The sequence below is a fragment of the Pseudonocardia sp. ICBG1034 genome (genome assembly GCF_020131375.1).
GTDB classification, from domain to species: Bacteria; Actinomycetota; Actinomycetes; order Mycobacteriales; family Pseudonocardiaceae; genus Pseudonocardia; species Pseudonocardia alni.
Map to the genome: position 1 here is coordinate 1518361 of NZ_JAHLEK010000015.1, position 17730 is coordinate 1536090.

The 17730-nt window shown below is 74.3% G+C and carries 13 protein-coding genes, 1 tRNA gene and 1 pseudogene; 9 read left to right on the plus strand and 6 right to left on the minus strand.

Features of this window, described 5'->3' with window-relative positions; genetic code table 11:
- Positions 1 to 13 precede the first annotated feature (13 nt).
- Entirely contained in the window at positions 14 to 463 is a 450-nt protein-coding gene (locus KPF22_RS08660; RefSeq protein WP_224401668.1) for a hypothetical protein, read from the plus strand.
- Here the strand turns inward: KPF22_RS08660 and KPF22_RS08665 are convergent.
- Positions 412 to 1476 carry a substrate-binding domain-containing protein gene (locus KPF22_RS08665; protein ID WP_208824946.1) on the minus strand — a complete coding sequence of 355 codons (1065 nt, stop codon included), beginning with the start codon at positions 1474 to 1476 and terminating at the stop codon, positions 412 to 414. The two genes, KPF22_RS08660 and KPF22_RS08665, sit on opposite strands and share 52 nt — an antisense overlap.
- A 281-nt stretch (positions 1477 to 1757) precedes the next feature.
- On the opposite strand from KPF22_RS08665, the gene KPF22_RS08670 reads away from it, so the two are divergent.
- The gene (locus KPF22_RS08670; RefSeq protein WP_224401669.1) at positions 1758 to 2147 is read left to right on the plus strand and encodes a DUF4870 domain-containing protein; all 390 of its coding nucleotides are present in this window, start codon (positions 1758 to 1760) and stop codon (positions 2145 to 2147) included.
- A gap of 12 nt (positions 2148 to 2159) precedes the next feature.
- Here KPF22_RS08670 and KPF22_RS08675 read toward each other — a convergent pair whose 3' ends face one another.
- Both KPF22_RS08675 and KPF22_RS08680 read right to left on the minus strand, forming a co-directional pair.
- The gene (locus KPF22_RS08675) at positions 2160 to 3191 is read right to left on the minus strand and encodes a 2Fe-2S iron-sulfur cluster-binding protein (RefSeq protein ID WP_224401670.1); all 1032 of its coding nucleotides are present in this window, start codon (positions 3189 to 3191) and stop codon (positions 2160 to 2162) included.
- Between the two features lie 4 nt (positions 3192 to 3195).
- Positions 3196 to 4428: a cytochrome P450 gene (locus KPF22_RS08680; protein ID WP_224401671.1), complete on the minus strand. Its 1233-nt coding sequence runs from the start codon at positions 4426 to 4428 to the stop codon at positions 3196 to 3198.
- 142 nt (positions 4429 to 4570) lie between these two features.
- Here KPF22_RS08680 and KPF22_RS08685 point away from each other — a divergent pair, with 142 nt between their 5' ends.
- Entirely contained in the window at positions 4571 to 5530 is a 960-nt protein-coding gene (locus KPF22_RS08685) for an AraC family transcriptional regulator (RefSeq protein ID WP_208824955.1), read from the plus strand.
- 135 nt (positions 5531 to 5665) lie between these two features.
- Here KPF22_RS08685 and KPF22_RS08690 read toward each other — a convergent pair.
- Positions 5666 to 5742 (minus strand) — tRNA-Pro (locus tag KPF22_RS08690).
- Between the two features lie 144 nt (positions 5743 to 5886).
- Here KPF22_RS08690 and KPF22_RS08695 point away from each other — a divergent pair.
- From KPF22_RS08695 to KPF22_RS08720, 6 genes and pseudogenes are all read left to right on the plus strand, one after another.
- Entirely contained in the window at positions 5887 to 11178 is a 5292-nt protein-coding gene (locus tag KPF22_RS08695; RefSeq protein WP_224401672.1) for a glutamate synthase-related protein, read from the plus strand.
- The gene (locus KPF22_RS08700; protein ID WP_224401673.1) at positions 11175 to 12905 is read left to right on the plus strand and encodes a sulfite reductase flavoprotein subunit alpha; all 1731 of its coding nucleotides are present in this window, start codon (positions 11175 to 11177) and stop codon (positions 12903 to 12905) included. The genes KPF22_RS08695 and KPF22_RS08700 overlap by 4 nt, the downstream gene beginning before the upstream one ends.
- Before the next feature lie 15 nt (positions 12906 to 12920).
- Entirely contained in the window at positions 12921 to 13799 is an 879-nt protein-coding gene (locus KPF22_RS08705) for a hypothetical protein (RefSeq protein ID WP_208824957.1), read from the plus strand.
- Between the two features lie 196 nt (positions 13800 to 13995).
- Positions 13996 to 14367 (plus strand): annotated as a pseudogene (locus KPF22_RS33580) (CHRD domain-containing protein); the annotation flags it as partial.
- A gap of 193 nt (positions 14368 to 14560) precedes the next feature.
- Positions 14561 to 15178, plus strand: coding sequence for a sortase domain-bontaining protein (locus KPF22_RS08715; RefSeq protein WP_208824961.1), 618 nt, complete (start codon positions 14561 to 14563; stop codon positions 15176 to 15178).
- 67 nt (positions 15179 to 15245) lie between these two features.
- Complete coding sequence (locus KPF22_RS08720) at positions 15246 to 16412, plus strand: FtsW/RodA/SpoVE family cell cycle protein (RefSeq protein ID WP_224401674.1); 1167 nt, start codon at positions 15246 to 15248, stop codon at positions 16410 to 16412.
- Here the strand turns inward: KPF22_RS08720 and KPF22_RS08725 are convergent.
- A complete protein-coding gene (locus tag KPF22_RS08725) occupies positions 16405 to 17073 on the minus strand; it encodes an anti-sigma factor (RefSeq protein ID WP_224401675.1) in 669 nt (222 codons plus the stop codon). The two genes, KPF22_RS08720 and KPF22_RS08725, sit on opposite strands and share 8 nt — an antisense overlap.
- On the minus strand, positions 17070 to 17639 hold the full coding sequence (locus KPF22_RS08730) for a sigma-70 family RNA polymerase sigma factor (protein ID WP_208824968.1): 570 nt from the start codon (positions 17637 to 17639) through the stop codon (positions 17070 to 17072). Before KPF22_RS08730 ends, KPF22_RS08725 begins: the two co-directional genes overlap by 4 nt.
- Between the last annotated feature and the right edge of the window lie 91 nt (positions 17640 to 17730).

Consider the following 17730-nt stretch of genomic DNA (forward strand, 5'->3'; position numbering starts at 1 on the left):
AGAGGGGACTCCCGTGTCCGGCGCACTGCGTGCCATCCCGGTGGGGCTGCTCGCCGGGACCTGCGCGGCCGTCGTCGCCTGGTTCCTGATCGGCGACGTCAGCCCCGCATCCGACCTCGCCGACGGGATCCGGGCGTACGACCCGCCCGCGCTGCCGTGGCCCGTCGGGGTGCTCGCCGGGGCGGGGCTGGTCTGCTGCGTCGCCGCCGTCGTCCGCCGGTGGGCCGTGGCGTCACCGGTGGCGCTGTGCGTGGTGGCGGGCCTGCTGGTCGGGTGGGCCGGACGCGTCATGACGGCTGCGTCGATCGGCGCGAACATCGGTGGCGGCCTGATGCTGCTGATCGGGCTGCCGCTGTCCGGGATCCTGGTGCTCGCCGCGGTCGTGACCGCGCTCGTCCTCGCCCGGAGGTCTCAGAGGGACGCGAGGATGTCGAAACCCGACCCGTCGGCGACGGCCATGTAGATGCGCTGCTCGGCGCGGCCGTCGCGTACGGTCACGGGTCCGCGCGGGCCGACGTAGTGGCACCGTCCGGCGGCCTCGGACAGCCGGACCGCGTCGGTGGTGCCGACCCGGTTCACCAGAGCGGCGAGGACCCCGACGCCCTCGTAGCAGGACTCGCCGGGCGCGCACGGCAGCGGTGCGCCGGGGCCGAACCGGCGGGCGTAGCGGGCGCCGAAGGCCAGGCTCTCCGCGGTCGGGAGGGCCTCGAAGTAGCCGGCGGCGGTGAACACGTCCTGCGACGCGCCGGCCCCGGCGCAGGCCAGCATGCTCTCGTCCATCAACGGGGAGAACCGGGCGTACCGGCTCTCCAGCCCGCGCCGGGCGAACTCGCGGTGGAACGCGACGGCGTCGGAGCCGACGAGCAGCGTCAGGATCCCGTCGACGTCGAGGTCGGCCAGGTCGTCCAGCACCGCCCGGTGGTCCGAGGTGCCGAGCGGTACGAAACGGGTGTGGTCGAGCATCGGCCCGCCGGACCCGTCGAGCGCGGCCCGGGTCCGCGCGATCGACCGGTGCGGCCAGCGGTAGTCGTTGCCGATCACCGCCCAGCGCCGGACGCCGATCTCCTGGGCCATCCACCGCAGCGCCGGGGTGAGCTGGATGTCCGGTGTCTCACCGATCGGGACGACACCCGGCGTGGTCTCACCGCCCTCGTAGAGCGCGGTGAACACGTACGGCACCAGCCCGCGCAGCGCCGACGCGAGCCGCACCCGCACCGGGGAGATGTGCCAGCCGACGACGGCGTCGATCGCCCCGGTCCGTGCCGCCTGCGCGACCGCCGTCGCCACCTGCTCCGGCGCCCCGGACCCGTCGAGGATCCGCAGGTGGACGGGGCGGTCGAGGACCCCGCCCACCGCGTTCAGTTCCTCGACGGCCAGCCGGGCGCACAGGATGCACGACGGCCCGTAGATGCGGTCGGAGCCGGCCGAGGGCACGACGAGGCCGACGGTGAACGACGGTCTCGCACTCGACGGCATCGGACGCACCCCCACGGACGCTTCGACGACCGGAACGCCGGCGCGGGGCGGGGTGTTCCCGCCGTCACAGTGCTGCCCCGGAGGAGCTGGTCGTCGGCGACGGCCGTCCTACGGCCCGCGACCTCCGTCTGCACACATCCGGGTGATCGCGGATCGGCCCGTGTTGTCCGGTTCCCGGTTCCGGACCGGTGGCTGGCAGGGTGGCCGCGAGACCGCGGACGTTCGTCCTGCGGAACCGGTCCGCGGCCGCCCTGGCTCGCGGACCAGAGAAGAGGAACCCGATGTCACAGCCGTACGCCGGCGGCCCCGCGCCCACGCCGGCCGACAGCAGCCGGATCGCCGCGATCCTGGCCCACCTGTCGGCGCCGATCGCCGCGGTGCTGAGCGCCGGACTGCTGAGCCTGGTCGGCCCGCTGCTGGTCTGGCTGGTCAAGAAGGACGACCCGTTCGCGCGCCGGGCCGCCGCCGGGGCGTTCAACTTCAACCTGTCGTTCTGGGTGCTGTTCATCCTCTGCTGGATCCTGATCTTCACCGTGGTCGGGATCGTGGTGGCGCTGCCGCTGATGCTCGTGCTGTTCGTGGTGTCCGCGTGGTGCCACGTCAAGGGCGCGGTGCGGGCGTCGAACGACCGGCCCTACGACTATCCGTTCCAGCTGCGCGTGCTGTCCTGAGCGGGGTGGCCCTCAGCCGGCGTCGGCGGGGGTGAACGTCTCCCGGTGGATCAGGCGGGGGGCCATGCGGCGACGCTTGAACGCCCTGACCCCGGCCTCGACCATCGCCGGTGGTCCGCAGAGCCAGCCCGACCAGCCCCGGGCCGATCCGACGTCGTCCAGGAACAGGTCGGTCGGGAGCCCGGTGCGGTAGAAGGTGCCGTCGGGCGGGCTCTCGTGGGAGAGCACGGGAACGACGTTGACGTTCGGGTGGGCCTCGGACAGACGGGCCAGGAGGTCCAGGTCGTAGAGATCGGCCGCGCCGCGGACCCCGTGGTACAGGAGGATCTCGCGGCCCGGTCGGCCGGCGAGCGCGGTCCTCACGATGCCCAACAGGGGGGCCAGCCCCGTACCGCCCCCGATCAGCACCATCGGCTCGCCGCCGTCGTCGTCCTCCGGGTCGAGGAAGAAGTCGCCCAGGGGCCCGGCGGCCCGTACCCGGTCGCCGACGGCGAGCCCGTCGAAGATCCAGCGGTCGGTGGCCGTCCCTCCGGGGACGAGCCGTACGTGCAGCTCCAGGGCCTGGTCGTCGTCGGCGACGTTCGCCAGCGAGTACTGCCGCCGAGCACCCGAGCCCGGGACCGTGAGCTCCACGTACTGGCCCGCGTGGAAGGCGAGCGGGTCGGCCAGGCCCAGCCGCACCCGGCGGGTGTCCCGCGCCATGTCCTCGATGTCGACGACGACGGCGTCCAGATCGCGCAGGGGGTGGGTCCGACGCCCCGCGCTCCCGCCGCCCGGCCCCGACGGTGCGACCTCCGCGTCGGAGCGGAGCCTGGCCTGGCAGGCGAGCGCCAGACCGGCGGACCGCTCGTCCTCGGTCAACGTGCCGAGCGGGGAGTCCCGGTGGTCGACCTCGCCGCTCAGCACGTGCACCTTGCAGGTGCCGCAGGTGCCCTGGTTGCACGAGTTCGGCATCCACGCCCCGGCGCGGAGGAACGCGTCGAGGACCGACTGGTCCGGCCCGCACGTCACCCTCCGCCCGGCGACGGTCGCCGTGAACGCCATGCCCTCACACCTCCCACACGGTGTGCAGGGTGGTCGGACCGCGGAATCCCCAGCCCCAGAACTCGACGTCGGAGGAGGTGTCGCGCTCCAGGTTCGGGATGGCCTCGAGCAGCTCCTCGAGCGCGATGCGCATGACGTGGTTGGCGTAGTAGATCCCGGCGCAGGCGTGGTTGCCCGCCCCGAAGGCCAGGTGCGGGAGCGGGGGACGGTCGATGTCGAACCGGGTCGGCGCCTCGTACCGGTCGTGGTCGTGGTTGGCGGAGCCGTAGGAGAGGATCACCGGGGTGCCGGCCGGGAGGTCGACGCCCGCGACCGTCACGGGCCGGGTCGAGATGCGTGCGGTGGCCGACCAGATCGGCGACGTCCAGCGCATCCCCTCCGAGACCGCTCGCGGGATCAACGCGGGGTCGTCGACGACCCGCTCCATCTGCTCGGGCTCGCCGAACAGCCCGACGAGGGTGGACGCGATCCCGTGTCCGGGCTCCTGCATCGCGCCGAGCAGGTACACGTAGACGGTCGGATAGATGTACTCGCGGTCGCGGGTGCGCCCGGGGGGCATGCCGTCGTGCAGCCAGCGCGAGATCGCGCTGTCGTCGGGGTGGGTGATCCAGTGGTCGATCAGCGGGTCGACCACGGCCTGGATCTCGGCCTTCGCCCGGTCACCCTCGACGAAGCCCTCCGGGTTGGCGAACTCACCGCTCTCGGTCATGGCCGCGTTGGTGAACGAGCGGTTGAGCTTCGCGAACCAGTCGCGCAGGACGTCGGACTCCACGTCGCGGAGCCCGAGGAGGTCACCGAGGGACCGCACACTGACCGGCTCGCAGTACTGCGCGACCAGCTCGGCGCGGCCGTCGTTCTCGAAGCTCTCCAGGTAGCGGCGGGCGATGGGACGGACGAGGTCCTCGACGTAGCGGTCGACCTCGACCGGCTGCAACGCGGGCTCGACCATCCCGCGCAGGTCGGCGTGGACGTCCCCGTTGACCCCGATGATCGCCGGATGTCCGAAGGTGCGCCCGCCCGCCGGGGTGATGACGGCCTCGAAGGCGGCGCTCGTGGCCACCTCGCGGCAGACCTCCTCGGTCGACGCGACGTAGGAACCCAGTACCGGGACGTAGGCGAGTGGTGCCTCGGCGCGCAGCCGCTCGTAGGTCGCGTACGGGTTCCGCTCGAGGTCGGACATCGTCACGTCGTCCAGCCACGAGAGGTCCGGGGTGCGGGCGTCGTTCACCGCCGTCATGGGGGTGGCTCCTTCACTGCGTCGGTTCGGGACGGCGAGAAGGTAGGCGGGGTCGTCGGGGCCTGACGACACCGATCGCGCGGTTTCGGCACCGATCGCGCGAGGAGTTCGGACCTGATCGGTGTCGGTTACGATCGAGGGCATGGCCGCACGCAGGGGTGCGCCACCTCGGGACTGGGACCAGGTGTCGCAGAGCGTCGCTGACGTGTACTTCCCGCACGAGCTGACGCCCATCGGCCCTCACAGCAGGCCTCGGCTCACCCTGCAGACACTCGATCTCGGCCCGGTGCTCCTCGGCTACGTCGGCTGGGGCGCCGACATCGCCATCGACTGCGACTATCCCGGAGCGTACGAGGTCAACATCCCGTTGACCGGTCACTTCGTCAGCCAGACCCGTCGCGGATCGATGACCTCCGTCTCCGGCCAGGCGGCGGTCTTCCGGGCCGACAGCGCGTGCCGGATCACGCACTGGGACGCGACATGCACCGTGCTGGGGGTCAAGTTCGACCGCACCTGGCTCGATCGCGAGGCGGAACGCGTACTGGGCAGTGACCCCGTCCGGGTCGCCGGCGTCCTGCCCGACCAGCTCGATCTCGACCGGGGCGGAGGTGAGGACTGGCGGAGACTCGTCAACAGTCTCGCCAGCCACCTTCGTCGCCCGTCACTGTTCGCCGGCTCTCCCGTGGTCTCCGAGCAGCTGGCCGGCGCGGTGGCCGCGGGATTCCTGCTGACGAGCTGCCCCGACCTGGGCACGGGGTCGCCCGCGCGGCCGCGCACGGTGTCCCGGGTCGTGGACGCGGTCCGTGACGACCCGGCCCGGCCCTGGACCGTGGCGGACATGGCGGTCCTCGGGAGCACCACCGTGCGACGGCTGCAGGAGGGCTTCCAGGAGTGGATCGGATGCTCCCCGATGGAGCACCTCACGACCGTCCGCCTGCAACGGGCGAAGGCGGACCTGGAGAGCCGGACGTCGCACTCGGTCAGCGACGTCGCGGCGAACTGGGGGTTCTCGAGTCCGAGCCGGTTCGCCGCCGCATTCCGCCGTCGCTACGGCCTGTCGCCCTCGGAGTTCCGTCGGCACCACCACGGCGGCTCCCCCTGAGCACGTCGCCGCTGCGGGCGGGCGGCCGGACCACGGCTCGGTGCGGGCGCCGGGCTGGACCACCGGCCGGGGCCGGGCGCTGTCGGACGTCGCTGTCAGCCGCCTCCGGAACGCCGCTCGCGGCGACGTTTCCGCTGGTCGGGGTGGCGGGATTTGAACCCACGGCCCCTCGCTCCCAAAGCGAGTGCGCTACCAAGCTGCGCCACACCCCGTCGCCCGCAGTCTAGCCCCGTCCCGGCCGCGCCCCGGCGCCGCCGTCGACTCCCGGTGTGTCCCGCGCTACAGCGACCGGGCGTTGCTCCCTCCGCTCCCGTCTTCCTAAGGTAAGCCTTCCCTTAGTGAAGGAGGAGCGCCACGTGGCACCGTCCGGACTGCACGACCCCGCCGCCGAGCACGCGAGCTGCGGCGTCGGGCTGATCGTCCGCAAGGACGGGGTGCAGACCCACGACGTGCTCACCCTCGCCCATCGTGCCCTCTGCTCGGTGCCGCACCGCGGCGGGATGTCCGCCGAGGGTGTCGGTGACGGCGGCGGCGTCTCGGTGGACCTGTCGGTGCCGTTCTTCTCCCGGCTCGCCGGCCGCGAGCTGACGCCGGGGCGGTTCGCCGTCGCCAACGTCTTCCTCCCCGCCGACCCCGGACGCGCCGCGGCGGCCGCAGCGCTGGTCACACTCACCCTGACCGCGCACGGCTGCACCGTCCTGGCCGTCCGCGACGTGCCGGTCGACCCGTCGGTGCTGCGCCCGGCGGCCGTGGCACAGCAGCTGCCGGTGCGGCAGTGGATCGTCGAGGTGCCGGACGTCGCGGACCCGGAGCGCCTGGCGCACGGCGCACTGCTCGACATCGAGTCCGTCGCCTACACCGATGACGCCGTCGCCGGTCTCCACCCGCTCAGCCTGTCCACCCGCACCCAGGTCCTCAAGGGACGGCTGAACTCGTGGGAGGTCGTGCCGTACTTCGCCGACCTGACCGATCCGGACCACCGGGTGCGCAGCCTCTACTTCCACACCCGCTTCTCGACCAACACCGACCCGCACCCGTCGATGGCGCAGCCCTTCCGGCTCCTCGCGCACAACGGCGAGCTCAACACCGACCGCAAGAACCGGATCGCCGACGAGGCCCTCGCCCGCGCCCGGGGCCGCCGGATCGTGCGCCCGCCCGGGCAGTCCGACAGCGCGCGGTTCGACCAGACCCTGCACGCGCGCGTGGCGGGCGACGGCCTCGACCTCGTCGCGGCCGTCGTCGCCGCGATGCCCCCGGCCTGGGAGAACGACCGCACGCTGTCCGCGCCGGTGCGCGCGATGCTGGAGTACCGGTCGCTGGTCGAGGAGATCAACGACGGCCCGGCCGCGCTCGTCTTCTCCGACGGCGAGGTCGTCGGCGCCCGCCTCGACCGGCTCGGCCTGCGTCCACTGCGGACCTGCGAGACCGCCGACTACCTGACCGTCTCGTCGGAGGCGGGCCAGTGGGCCTTCCCCGACGACGACGTGCTGCGCCGCGGCCGCATCGAGGCCGGCGGGATGCTGTGGTGGAGCACCCGCGAGCGTCGCAGCTACGACACCGCGCAGACCCTGGAGCTGCTCGCCGCCCGCGCCGACCACGAGGCCCTCCTGGCCGGGGCCCGCACCCCGGCGGCCGCGCTGCCGCCCGCCCCCGACGAGGCCGGTGCCGAGGTCCCCGGGCCCGCCGGGAGCGGTGACCTCACCGTCCACCAGCGCTACGTCGCCTACGGCCTGGACGCCGAGGCGTTCCGCGTCCTGCTCGACCCGATGCTCGACACGGGGACCGAACGCGTCTCCGCCATGGGCTACGGCAACGCGATCAACGCCCTCAGCGACCGCGAGGGCGGCGTCGCGCACTTCTTCTCCCAGCGCTTCGCCCAGGTCACCAACCCGCCGCTGGACCCGATCCGCGAGGCCGACGGCATGACCCTGCGCGTCGCGCTCGGCGCCCGCCCGGTGCACGACGGCCCGTTCCACCGCATCGTCCTCGGCTCGCCCGTCCTCGACGCCGACGGCCTCGCCCGCATCGGCGCCCAGCACGTCGTCCCGGTCGGCCGGTTCGCGCTGCTGCACGAGCCCGGCACGCTGGAGGCCGCGGTCGAGGGACTGTGCGCCGAGGTCGTCGCCTTCGCCCGCGACGGCGGTGGCATCGCCGTCCTCGACGACCGCGCCGTCGCCCGCGACCGGGCCGCGGTCCCCGCGGTACTCGCCGTCGCCGCGGTGAACCGTGCGCTGATCGCGGCCGGTCTGCGTCCCGCGGTGTCGCTGGTCGTCGCCACCGGGCAGGTGTGCTCGGCGCACCACCTCGCCGTCGTGCTCGGGTTCGGGGGCTCGGCGGTGCACCCGCACACCGCGCACCTGCGTGCCGCGCAGCAGCATCCCGGCGACCCCGGCGCGGCGTTCGCCCGCTTCCGTGCCGCCGCGGAGAAGTCCCTGCTCAAGACCATGGCCCGGATCGGGCTGTGCACGATGGAGAGCTACGTCGGCGGCGAGTTCTTCGAGGCCGCCTACCTCGACACCCGCGACCCGGTGCTCGCCCGCTGGCTCCCCGAGGTCGATGCCCCGGTCGGCGGCGCCGGGTTCGCCGACATCGAGCGCTCGGTGCGCGCCTGGCACGCCCACGCGCTGACCGTCACCGGCCCCGAGGACCTCCCGCAGCTCGGCCTGTTCAAGGAACGCTCCGACGGCGCCGGGCACTCCTACGGCGCCGCCGCCGTCACCGCGTTCACCGGCCTCGTCGACGAGCGGACCGGCCTCACCGCAGGCCCGGCCGACCGTGAGCTGCGGCTGCTCCCACTCGCCGCGCTCACCGACTCCCTCGGCCTGCACGACGACGCCTACGTCCACACCGGACTGGGTGCGCTCACCGCCGCCGAGATCGACGCGTCCACCCCCACGCCCGGCTACCGCGAGCTCGTCCGGTCCCTCACCGCCGAGCGTGCGCGACGCCCGTCCGCGCTGCGCGACGTGCTGGTGGGACCGCCGGACCTGCGCGACGGCCGCCCCGCCGAGGTCCTCGACCGGATCGACCCGGCGGGCAACGCGTGCATCGCCGTACGTGGCCTCCGTCGCGACGGCGACCTGCTGCACGTCGACGGCGACGCCGCCCCGCTGGCGTCCTGGCTGGCCGAGCGGTTCGGCGCGTCCGTCGCACGCCTGGACCACGGGACCCTGCGGGTGGTCGCGGCCGGGACGGCGGAGGACTGGCTGGACCTGCTGGTCACCGCCCCCGACCCGGTCGCTCTCGACGACGTGCAGCCCGCCTCGGGGATCACCCGCACCCTGGCCTCGGGTGCGATGAGCCACGGCGCGCTCGTCGCCGGGGCGCACGAGGCCGTCGCGCACGGCACCAACATGGTCGGCGGGCTGTCCAACTGCGGCGAGGGCGGCGAGTCCCGCAGCCGGTTCGGCACCATCCGTGGCTCCCGGATCAAGCAGTTCGCCTCCGGCCGCTTCGGCGTGTGGGCGGGCTACCTCGCCGACCCGATGCTGGAACAGGTCGAGATCAAGATCGCGCAGGGCGCCAAGCCCGGCGAGGGCGGCCAGCTGCCCGGCGCCAAGGTGACCGTCGACATCGCCGCCGCCCGCGGTGCGACGCCCGGCGTCGAGCTGGTGTCCCCGCCGCCGCACCACGACACCTACTCCATCGAGGACCTCGCCCAGCTCATCCACGACGCCACCGCCGCGCGGGTGAGGGTGGTGGTCAAGCTGGTGTCCTCGGAGGGGATCGGGACGATCGCCGTCGGCGTCGCGAAGGCCGGCGCGCACGTCATCAACGTCGCCGGCAACACCGGCGGCACCGGCGCCGCGAACGTCACCAGCCTGAAGTTCGCCGGGCGCTCCGCCGAGCTGGGCGTCGCCGAGGTGCACCAGGCGCTGTCCGCGCACGGCCTGCGCGACGCCGTCGAGCTGCGGTGCTCCGGGGCGCACCAGACCGGCGGCGACGTCGTCGTCTCCGCGCTGCTCGGCGCCGACGGCTTCGAGTTCGGGACGACCGCGCTGATGATGCTGCGCTGCGTCATGGCGAAGAACTGCAACGTGAAGTGCCCGGCCGGGATCACCACCGACGCCGACGCGTTCGACGGCGACCCCCGCGCGCTGGCCCAGTACCTGCTCGGCGTCGCCCACGAGGTCCGCGAGATCCTCGCCTCGCTCGGGCTGCGGAGCCTGCGCGAGGCCCGCGGCCGCGCCGACCTGCTGCACCTGGCGCGGCACCCGTCGCTGGTCGGGCGCCTGGACCTGCGCCGCCTGCTGCACCGGGTGACGACCCCGCAGGTCGCCGACCCGGTGCGGGTCGGCGCCGACCACGACCACGACGAGCGCTGGTCGGCGACCGTCCGCGCCGCCCTGACCCGCGGTGAACCCGGAGTGGACATCGACGGGGGAGCGCTGGGCAACCGGCACCGCTCGGTGGGCGGGCGCCTCGCCGTCGACGTCGAGCGGATGCTGAACCACGAGCACGTCCCGGGGCCGGCACTCGTCGACGACCGTGGCCGCCGCTTCCTGCCGCAGCGGTGGCTGCGGATCCGCACCCGCGGCGCGGCGGGGCAGTCGTTCGGTCTGTTCTGCAACGACGGGATGTGGCTCGCCCACACCGGCACCGCCAACGACGGCGTCGGCAAGTCCGCCTGCGGCGGCACCATCGCGATCCGCTCACCCGGCGCCGTGCACGACGACCGGCCCGGAAGCAACGTGCTCGTCGGCAACTTCGCGCTGTTCGGGGCCACCGGTGGCCGGCTGTTCGTCCACGGGGAGGCGGGGGACCGGTTCGCGGTGCGGAACTCCGGTGCGAGCGCCGTCGTCGAGGGGCTCGGCGACTTCGGCTGCGAGTACATGACCGGCGGGGCCGTGCTGAACCTCGGCGCCGCCGGGTCCGGCCTCGGCAACGGCATGTCCGGCGGGTTCCTCTACCAGTACGACCCGGCCGGGACGGTCGGGTTCTCGACCGACTCGGTCGACGTCGCACCGGTCTCGGGGTTCCACGTGACCGCCGTCCGGCTGCTGCTGGAGTGGCACGCCGAGGCCACCGGCTCGCCGCTCGCCGTCCGGCTGCTCGAGCACTGGGACCGCGAACGCGCGCACCTGCTCGTGGCGACCCCGCGGGCGCTGCGGCTCTACCAGGACGCCGGGGAGATCCTCGCCGCCCGCAGCCGCCGCGAGCTCGTCGACGAGCTCGCCGCCGCCCTCGCCGCGCACCAGCTGCGCCGACACAAGCTCGCCCAGCGCGACGGCGTCCCCGTCGCGTCCGGGGCGGTACCCGACGGCGACGCCGGGGAGGAGATGTTCGTCCTGCTCAACGGCCTGACCGTGCAGACCGTCGCCGAGGAGGTCGCCGCCCGCCGCGGCGTCGACGCCCGCACGCTGCTGCTCACCGAGGACCACGCCGTCCGCACCCGGCTGGTCCGCTACGCCCGCGACGCCCTGGCCGGCTACACCGACGACGAGCTCGCCGTCCTGGTCTCCGACAAGCGCGTCGGCGACCTCAAGCGCTCCCTCGCGCTGCGCGACGTGTACGGCACCGACAGCCCCGGCACCTACGGCTGGATCCTCGCCCAGGACGCCGCCAACACCGCGCGGCTCGGCCGCATCCCGGGCGTCGAGGAGCTGTTCGCGGCCCGCGCCGCACCGGACCTGGTGGGCGCCCCGTGACCGCGCCGCCGCCCCCGACCGAGCTGAGCAGCCTGGCGATCTCGCCGGACGCGCCGTTCACCGCCGAGCAGCGGATCTGGCTGTCCGGCTACCTGGCGGGCGCCCGCAGCGCTGCCGCCGCGCCCGTCCGGAAGGAGACCGGGATGACCCCGGTGCACGTGCTGTACGGCACCGAGACCGGCAACGCCGAGTACGTCGCCGACCTGCTCACCGAGCGCCTCACCGAGGCGGGGGTGCCGTGGGAGCTGCACGAGCTCGACGCCGTCGGCGCCGACGCCCTCGCCGCCATGAGCAGGGTGGTCGTCGTCTGCTCCACCTACGGCGACGGCGAGATGCCCGACAACGCCGACCTCTTCCGTAAGATGATCACCGCCGACGACGCGCCGCGCCTGGACGCGACGTCGTTCGCGGTGTGCGCGCTGGGCGACGAGTCCTACGAGGACTTCTGCGCGGCCGGGCGGCTGCTCGACACCCGCCTCGCCGAGCTGGGGGCGACCCGGATCCTGGAGCGCCGCGACTGCGACGTGATGTGGGAGGACGCCTCCGCGCAGTGGTTCCCCGAGATCGTCGCCGTGCTGGCCGCCGCTCCGGCCGCGACCGTCGCGCCGGAGCCCGCACCCGGGCCGGAGCCGGTCCGCCGCCGCGAACGCCCGGCCCCGGTGCCCGCGGTGCTCGCGCACCGGGTGCGGCTGTCCGGTCCCGCCTCGGACAAGGAGATCCACCACCACGAGTTCGACCTCACCGGCACCGGCCTGACCTACGCCGCGGGCGACTCGCTCGCCGTCGTGCCCGCCAACGACCCCGCGCTCGTCGAGGCGTTCCTGGCGCACCTCGGCCACGACGGCGACGCCCCCGTCGGCGACCGTCCGCTGCGCGAGCTCCTGACCAGCGCATGCGAGATCGTCACCCCGTCGCGCGACCTGCTCGACGTGCTCGCCGAGCGTGCCGCCGACGCCGGGCTGCGCGCCGCCCTGCGCGACGACCGGGCGGCCTGCCTGTGGGACCGGGACCTGCTCGGGCTGCTGCACGCCGCGCAGCTGCGGCTCGACCCGGAGGAGCTCGTCGGGCTGCTGCGCCCGCTCCAGCACCGGGCGTACTCGATCTCGTCGAGCCCGTTGCTGTTCCCGGACCGGGTGCACCTGACCGTCGCCGCGGTCCGCTACCGGTGCGCCGATCGCGCGGTCGGCGGGGTCTGCTCCACCCACCTCGCGGACCGGCTCGCGGTGGGGGACACCGCCGTCGTCTCGCTGCAGCCGAACACCGGGTTCCGGCCGCCCGCCGACGACGTCGACATGATCATGATCGGGCCGGGGACGGGTGTGGCCCCGTTCCGCGCGTTCCTGCAGGAGCGCGCCGCCCGCGGGGCGCGTGGCCGGAACTGGCTGCTGTTCGGCGACCGCCGCTCCGACCACGACTTCCTCTACCGGTCCGAGCTGCTCGGCTGGGCCTCCGACGGTCTGCTCACCCACCTCGACCTGGCGTTCTCCCGGGACCAGGCGGAGAAGGTCTACGTCCAGGACCGGATGCGCGAGCACGGGGCCCGGCTGCACGCGTGGCTGGCCGGGGGCGCCCACCTCTACGTGTGCGGCGACGCGAGCCGGATGGCCCGCGACGTCGACGCCGCGCTGCACGAGATCCTCGCCGCCCACACCGGGGGCGGGGACGGCGCGGCCGAGTTCGTCGCCGAACTCAAGCGCGGGAAGCGGTACCTGCGTGACGTCTACTGACCCGGAGCGTGTCCCGTGACCCTGCCCCACACCGATCTCGACGTCCTGCTCTCCCACCTCGTCGGCGACCGGCTCGACCTCGACGCCGGCACGCTGGCGCGGCACCTGCCGCTCCTCGACGAGGTCGTCGCGACCACCGCGAACGGCAACGCCCTGATCAGCGAGCTCGGCACCTACGCCGAGCCGAGCTTCACCGGCGAGGCGTTCCCGGTCCGGCCCGACGCGGTGACCCTGCGCCTGTCCCGCCCCGCGGTCGCCTCGGTCGTCGCGACCCGCGCCGACGACGGGCGTCGCGAGCCCGCCGCCCTGTGGCTGTTCGACGGCGACGGCGCGGCCGTGCACCGCGCGCACCTGCTGTCACCCGACGCGCCGCTGGTCACCGAGGTGCTCCGGCTCGCCCCGCGCGCCGACGACCCGCCCGCCGCCCCGGCGCCCGGTGCCCCCGACGAGCTCGACCACCTCGGCCTGCTCGACGCGCTCACCGACGGCGGTGGCCGCGTACCCGACGGGCTCGTCCCGGCCACGCCGCCCTGCGATGTCGCCCGGGCCGTGGACCTGCTGTGCCTGCTCTGCGAGCACGGCGTCCCGGCCGGGCTGGCGGTGCCGAACGGCGGCTGCCTCCAGATCGGGACGGGGTCGGTCGACCACGTCGAGACCGGCGACGTCGTCGGCGTCGTGTCCGGACCGGTGCAGTTCGCGTTCGCCCCCGCCGAGGTCGACGCGGTCCGCCCGGTCCGCACCCACGGCCCGCACGGTCCGATGACGACGGTGCTCCTGACCGCCGCGGACGGTCGCTGCCTGGCCCTGTTCGGCCAGTTCGGACTGCCGTCGACCGGAGTCGTCGCGGCCTGGGAACGCATGGTCAGGGACGTGCTCCTGCACCCGATCGGGTGAGTCGTGAACGCGGCCGACCCGGCGGTCGTAGAGACGGGCAACCAAGGATGAACCCGTCAGAAAGGACACCGGGATGCGTCGCACCCTGCCCCGTCTCGCCGCCGTCACCGCCGTCACCGCCCTCGGCTTCGCCGCGACCGCGGGCATCGCGTTCGCCCAGGAGACCGAGGTCCCCGAGCCCTCCACGTTCACCAGCATGTACACCGTGAGCGCCACGCCGGACACCATCATCAACAACGACGGACAGTCCGTCCCCGGCGAGGCCGGCGCGACCGGTGAGTTCAACTTCCGGATCAACTCCGACGACGAGATCATCTGCTACGACATCACCCTGCGCGGGGTGACCGGCGAGTACCAGAGCCCGGCCAAGACCGCGACGCACATCCACGAGGCCGCCGTCGGCCAGCCCGGCCCGCCGCGCCTGGCGTTCCCGAACCCCGAGGGTGACGGCGACGTCCGCACCTCCTCCGGCTGCATGCAGGGCCCGTTCACCACCGGGCTCGAGGGCGACAACGGCCAGGACACCGCGACCGGCTTCTCGCTGAAGCAGATCGAGGCGAACCCGACCGGCTTCACCGGTGACACCCACACCGCCGACTTCGCGGCCGGCACGGTGCGCGGCCAGCTCGCCGCCGTCCCGATGGGCGGCGTCGAGACCGGCGCCGGTGGCTCCTCCTCCGACTCGACCGCGCTCTACGCGGTCGGCGCCGCCGGTCTGGCCGCCGCGGCCGGAGCGGGCGTGCTGATGGCCCGCCGGGGCCGTGCGCAGAGCTGACCACACGCGTGACCGGCGCCCGGGAGCCCTGCTGCTCCCGGGCGTCGTCGCGCTGGTGTTCCTGCTCGTGGGGTGCGCGGCACCGCCCGCCGCCGCCCCCGCCGCTCCCGCCGTTCCCGCGCCCGCGGCACCGTCCGCGGGCGCGCCGCCCGCCGCGGTTCCGGCCTCGGCCGGTGTGCCCGTCTCGCTGCGCATCCCGGCGATCGGGGTGGACGAGGCGGAGCTGCTGCGGCTCGGCATCGCCGCCGACGGCACCGCCGAGGTCCCGCAGGACTACGACCGCGTCGGCTGGTTCGACCGCGGCACCGCGCCCGCCCCGACCGTCCTGCTCGGGCACGTCGACTCGCGTGACGGGCCCGCGGTGTTCATCGACCTGCGGGACCTCGTCCCGGGCGACGTGATCGAGGTCGGCCGCGAGGACGGCTCCGTCGACCGGTACGCCGTCGAGCGGACCGAGCAGATGCCCAAGGACGCGTTCCCGACCTTCGCCGTGTTCGGCGGTGCGTCACCGGACCAGCTGCGCCTGGTCACCTGTGCGGGCGACTTCGACCGGGGGGCGCTCAGCTACCTCGACAACATGGTCGTGCACGCCCGGGCGCTGTGACCGTTGCCCGACGCGCCGAGACGTCCGGTTCCGCCCCCGACGCCCGGTCCGGGACGACACTGATCGGGTGACGGTGCCGCGACAGCGCGACCCGCGCCCGACGGGCGCCGCCGCCGGACGCCCCCGGGCGTCGCGGCTCGCCCGGCTGCGCCGCGTCCCACCCCTGCACCTGCTGCTCGGAGCGACCGGCACGCTGCTGGCGGTCGGCGTCGTGATGGTGCTGTCGGCGTCGGCGGGCGGGCGGACCGTCGCCGACGGGATGGTGCTCACCGTCTTCGTCCGTCACCTGATCTTCCTGCTGCTCGGGGTCGGCGCGTTCGCGCTCGGGATGTGGGTGTCACCGGTCCGGCTGCGCCGGTGGACGCCGTGGCTGCTGTTCGGCTGTCTCGCCGCGCTGGTGCTCGTGCTGGTCCCGGGGATCGGCGAGGTCCGCGGCGGTGCCCGCCGGTGGATCTCGGTCGCCGGATTCACGGTGCAGCCGGGCGAGGCGGCCAAGGTCGTGCTGCTGCTGTGGGGTGCGCACGTGCTCGCGCTGCGCGGTCGCGCCGTGCGCCACGGCCGCTACGCCGTCCTCCCGCTGGTCCCGGTCGCGCTGCTGGCCGGGGCGCTGCTCATGCTGCAGCCCGCGCTCAGCACGACCGTCGCGCTCGGCGTGATCGTGCTGTCGCTGCTGTTCTTCGCCGGTGCGCCGCTGGTGTTGCTCGCGGGCCTGTCCGGCGGGGCGCTGCTCGGCGTCGCCGTCCTGGGGCTCACCGCGGACTACCGCCGCGACCGGATCAGCACCTTCCTGGGCGCCGGCGACGAGCTCGGCGCCGGCTACCAGTCCCGCCAGGCGCTGCTGTCCCTCGCCGACGGCGGCCTGTTCGGCACCGGCCTCGGCCAGGGGCGCGCGAAGTGGGACTACCTGCCCAACGCCGCGAACGACTTCATCTTCGCCGTCATCGGTGAGGAGCTCGGGCTGGTCGGCGGGCTCGCCGTGCTGGCGCTGTACCTGCTGCTCGCCTGGGTCGGGCTGCGCGTCGCCGCCCGCACCCGGGACACGTTCCTGCGGCTGGTGACGGCGGCGACCGCGACCTGGGTGGTCGTGCAGGCCGTGATGAACGTCGGCTACGTCGTCGGACTGCTCCCGGTGACCGGTCAGCAGCTGCCGCTGGTGTCGGCGGGCGGGACGGCGCTGGTCAGCACCCTGTTCCTGCTCGGGCTGGTCGCCAACGCCGCCCGCCGCGTCAGGTAGCCAGGCTGCCGCGCAGCACCGTGGACCCGGCGCCGTCGACGACCCGGAACTCCTCCGCGTCGGCCCGCAGCACCGAGGAGTTGAGGTTGCAGACCATCGGGGCGGTGCCCGTGCCGATGAACTCGCCCGCGCTCACCTCACGCCCGTCCTCGGCCTCGACGACGACGCGGTAGGTCGCACCGGAGCGGAACCCGTCGCCGTCCAGCACGATCTCCACGCCCCAGGTGTGCGGGATCGCGACCGCCGTGGCCTGCACCGCGGGATCCATCGCCTGGACCGTGACCGGCTCGCGGGGGATCCCGTCGTGGTCGCCGACCAGGTACCCGGCGACGCCACCGACGAGCAGCGCGGCCGCGGCCGCCGCCGCGACCGGGGCCCACCGGTTCCGTGCCCGGGCCGCGGCCGACGCCGTGCGCTCGGCCCGCGCCGCCGCCACGATCCGGTCGCCCAGGTCCGGTGGGGGAGCGGGTGTGTGGTCGAGCCGGTCGGGGGCGACCCGGCCCAGTGCGGGCAGCACACTCGCGACCTCGGCCAGCTCCTCGCGGCACGCCGGGCAGCCCTGCAGATGGGCCTCGAGGGTCGCCAGCTCGTCGCCCTCCAGCCGGCCCATCGCGTGGTCACCCAACGACTCCCGCATCGCCCGGTGCTCGTCCGGAGTCACGGTTCCACCCCCATCTCGTCCATCGCCAGTCGCAACGCCTTCAACCCGTAGAAGACCCGGCTGCGGATCGTCCCCACGGGCACCCCCGCCTCCGCGGCGATCTCGGCGTGTGGACGCCCCCGCAGGTAGGCCTCGACGATCGCCTGCCGGTGCTCCGGACGGAGCCGCCGCAACGCCTCCTCGACCAGCCAGCCGTCGACGAGGGCGTCGTCGGCGGGGCCGATGGAGTCGTTCCCGGTCTCGGGCTCGTCGGTGAGCTGACGACGCCAGGGTCGCACGCTCACCCGGCGGATCTCGTCGATGACCACGTTGCGCGCGATGGCGAACAGCCACACCCGCAGGCTCGCGACCGACGGATCATAGGAGTCGGCGCGACGCCAGGCGCGCAGGAAGACCTCCTGCACCGACTCCTGGGCCGCGCCGTCGTCGCCGAGCTGGCGCAGGGCATAGCGGTAGAGTTCGGCTCCGTGCGCGGTGTACGCGGCGCGGAGCCCCGGCTCGGAGTCGAGCCCGGGTTCGGCGGGGCGCGCGTCGACGGAGCGCAGCCTGCGGTGGGGCGCTTTCATCGGTGTCTGCGAACCTCCTGAACGTCCCTGTCCTCGTTGTGTACGCACCCGGGGGCGGGGGTGTTCACGGGGTCGGAGTGGGATACGCTGC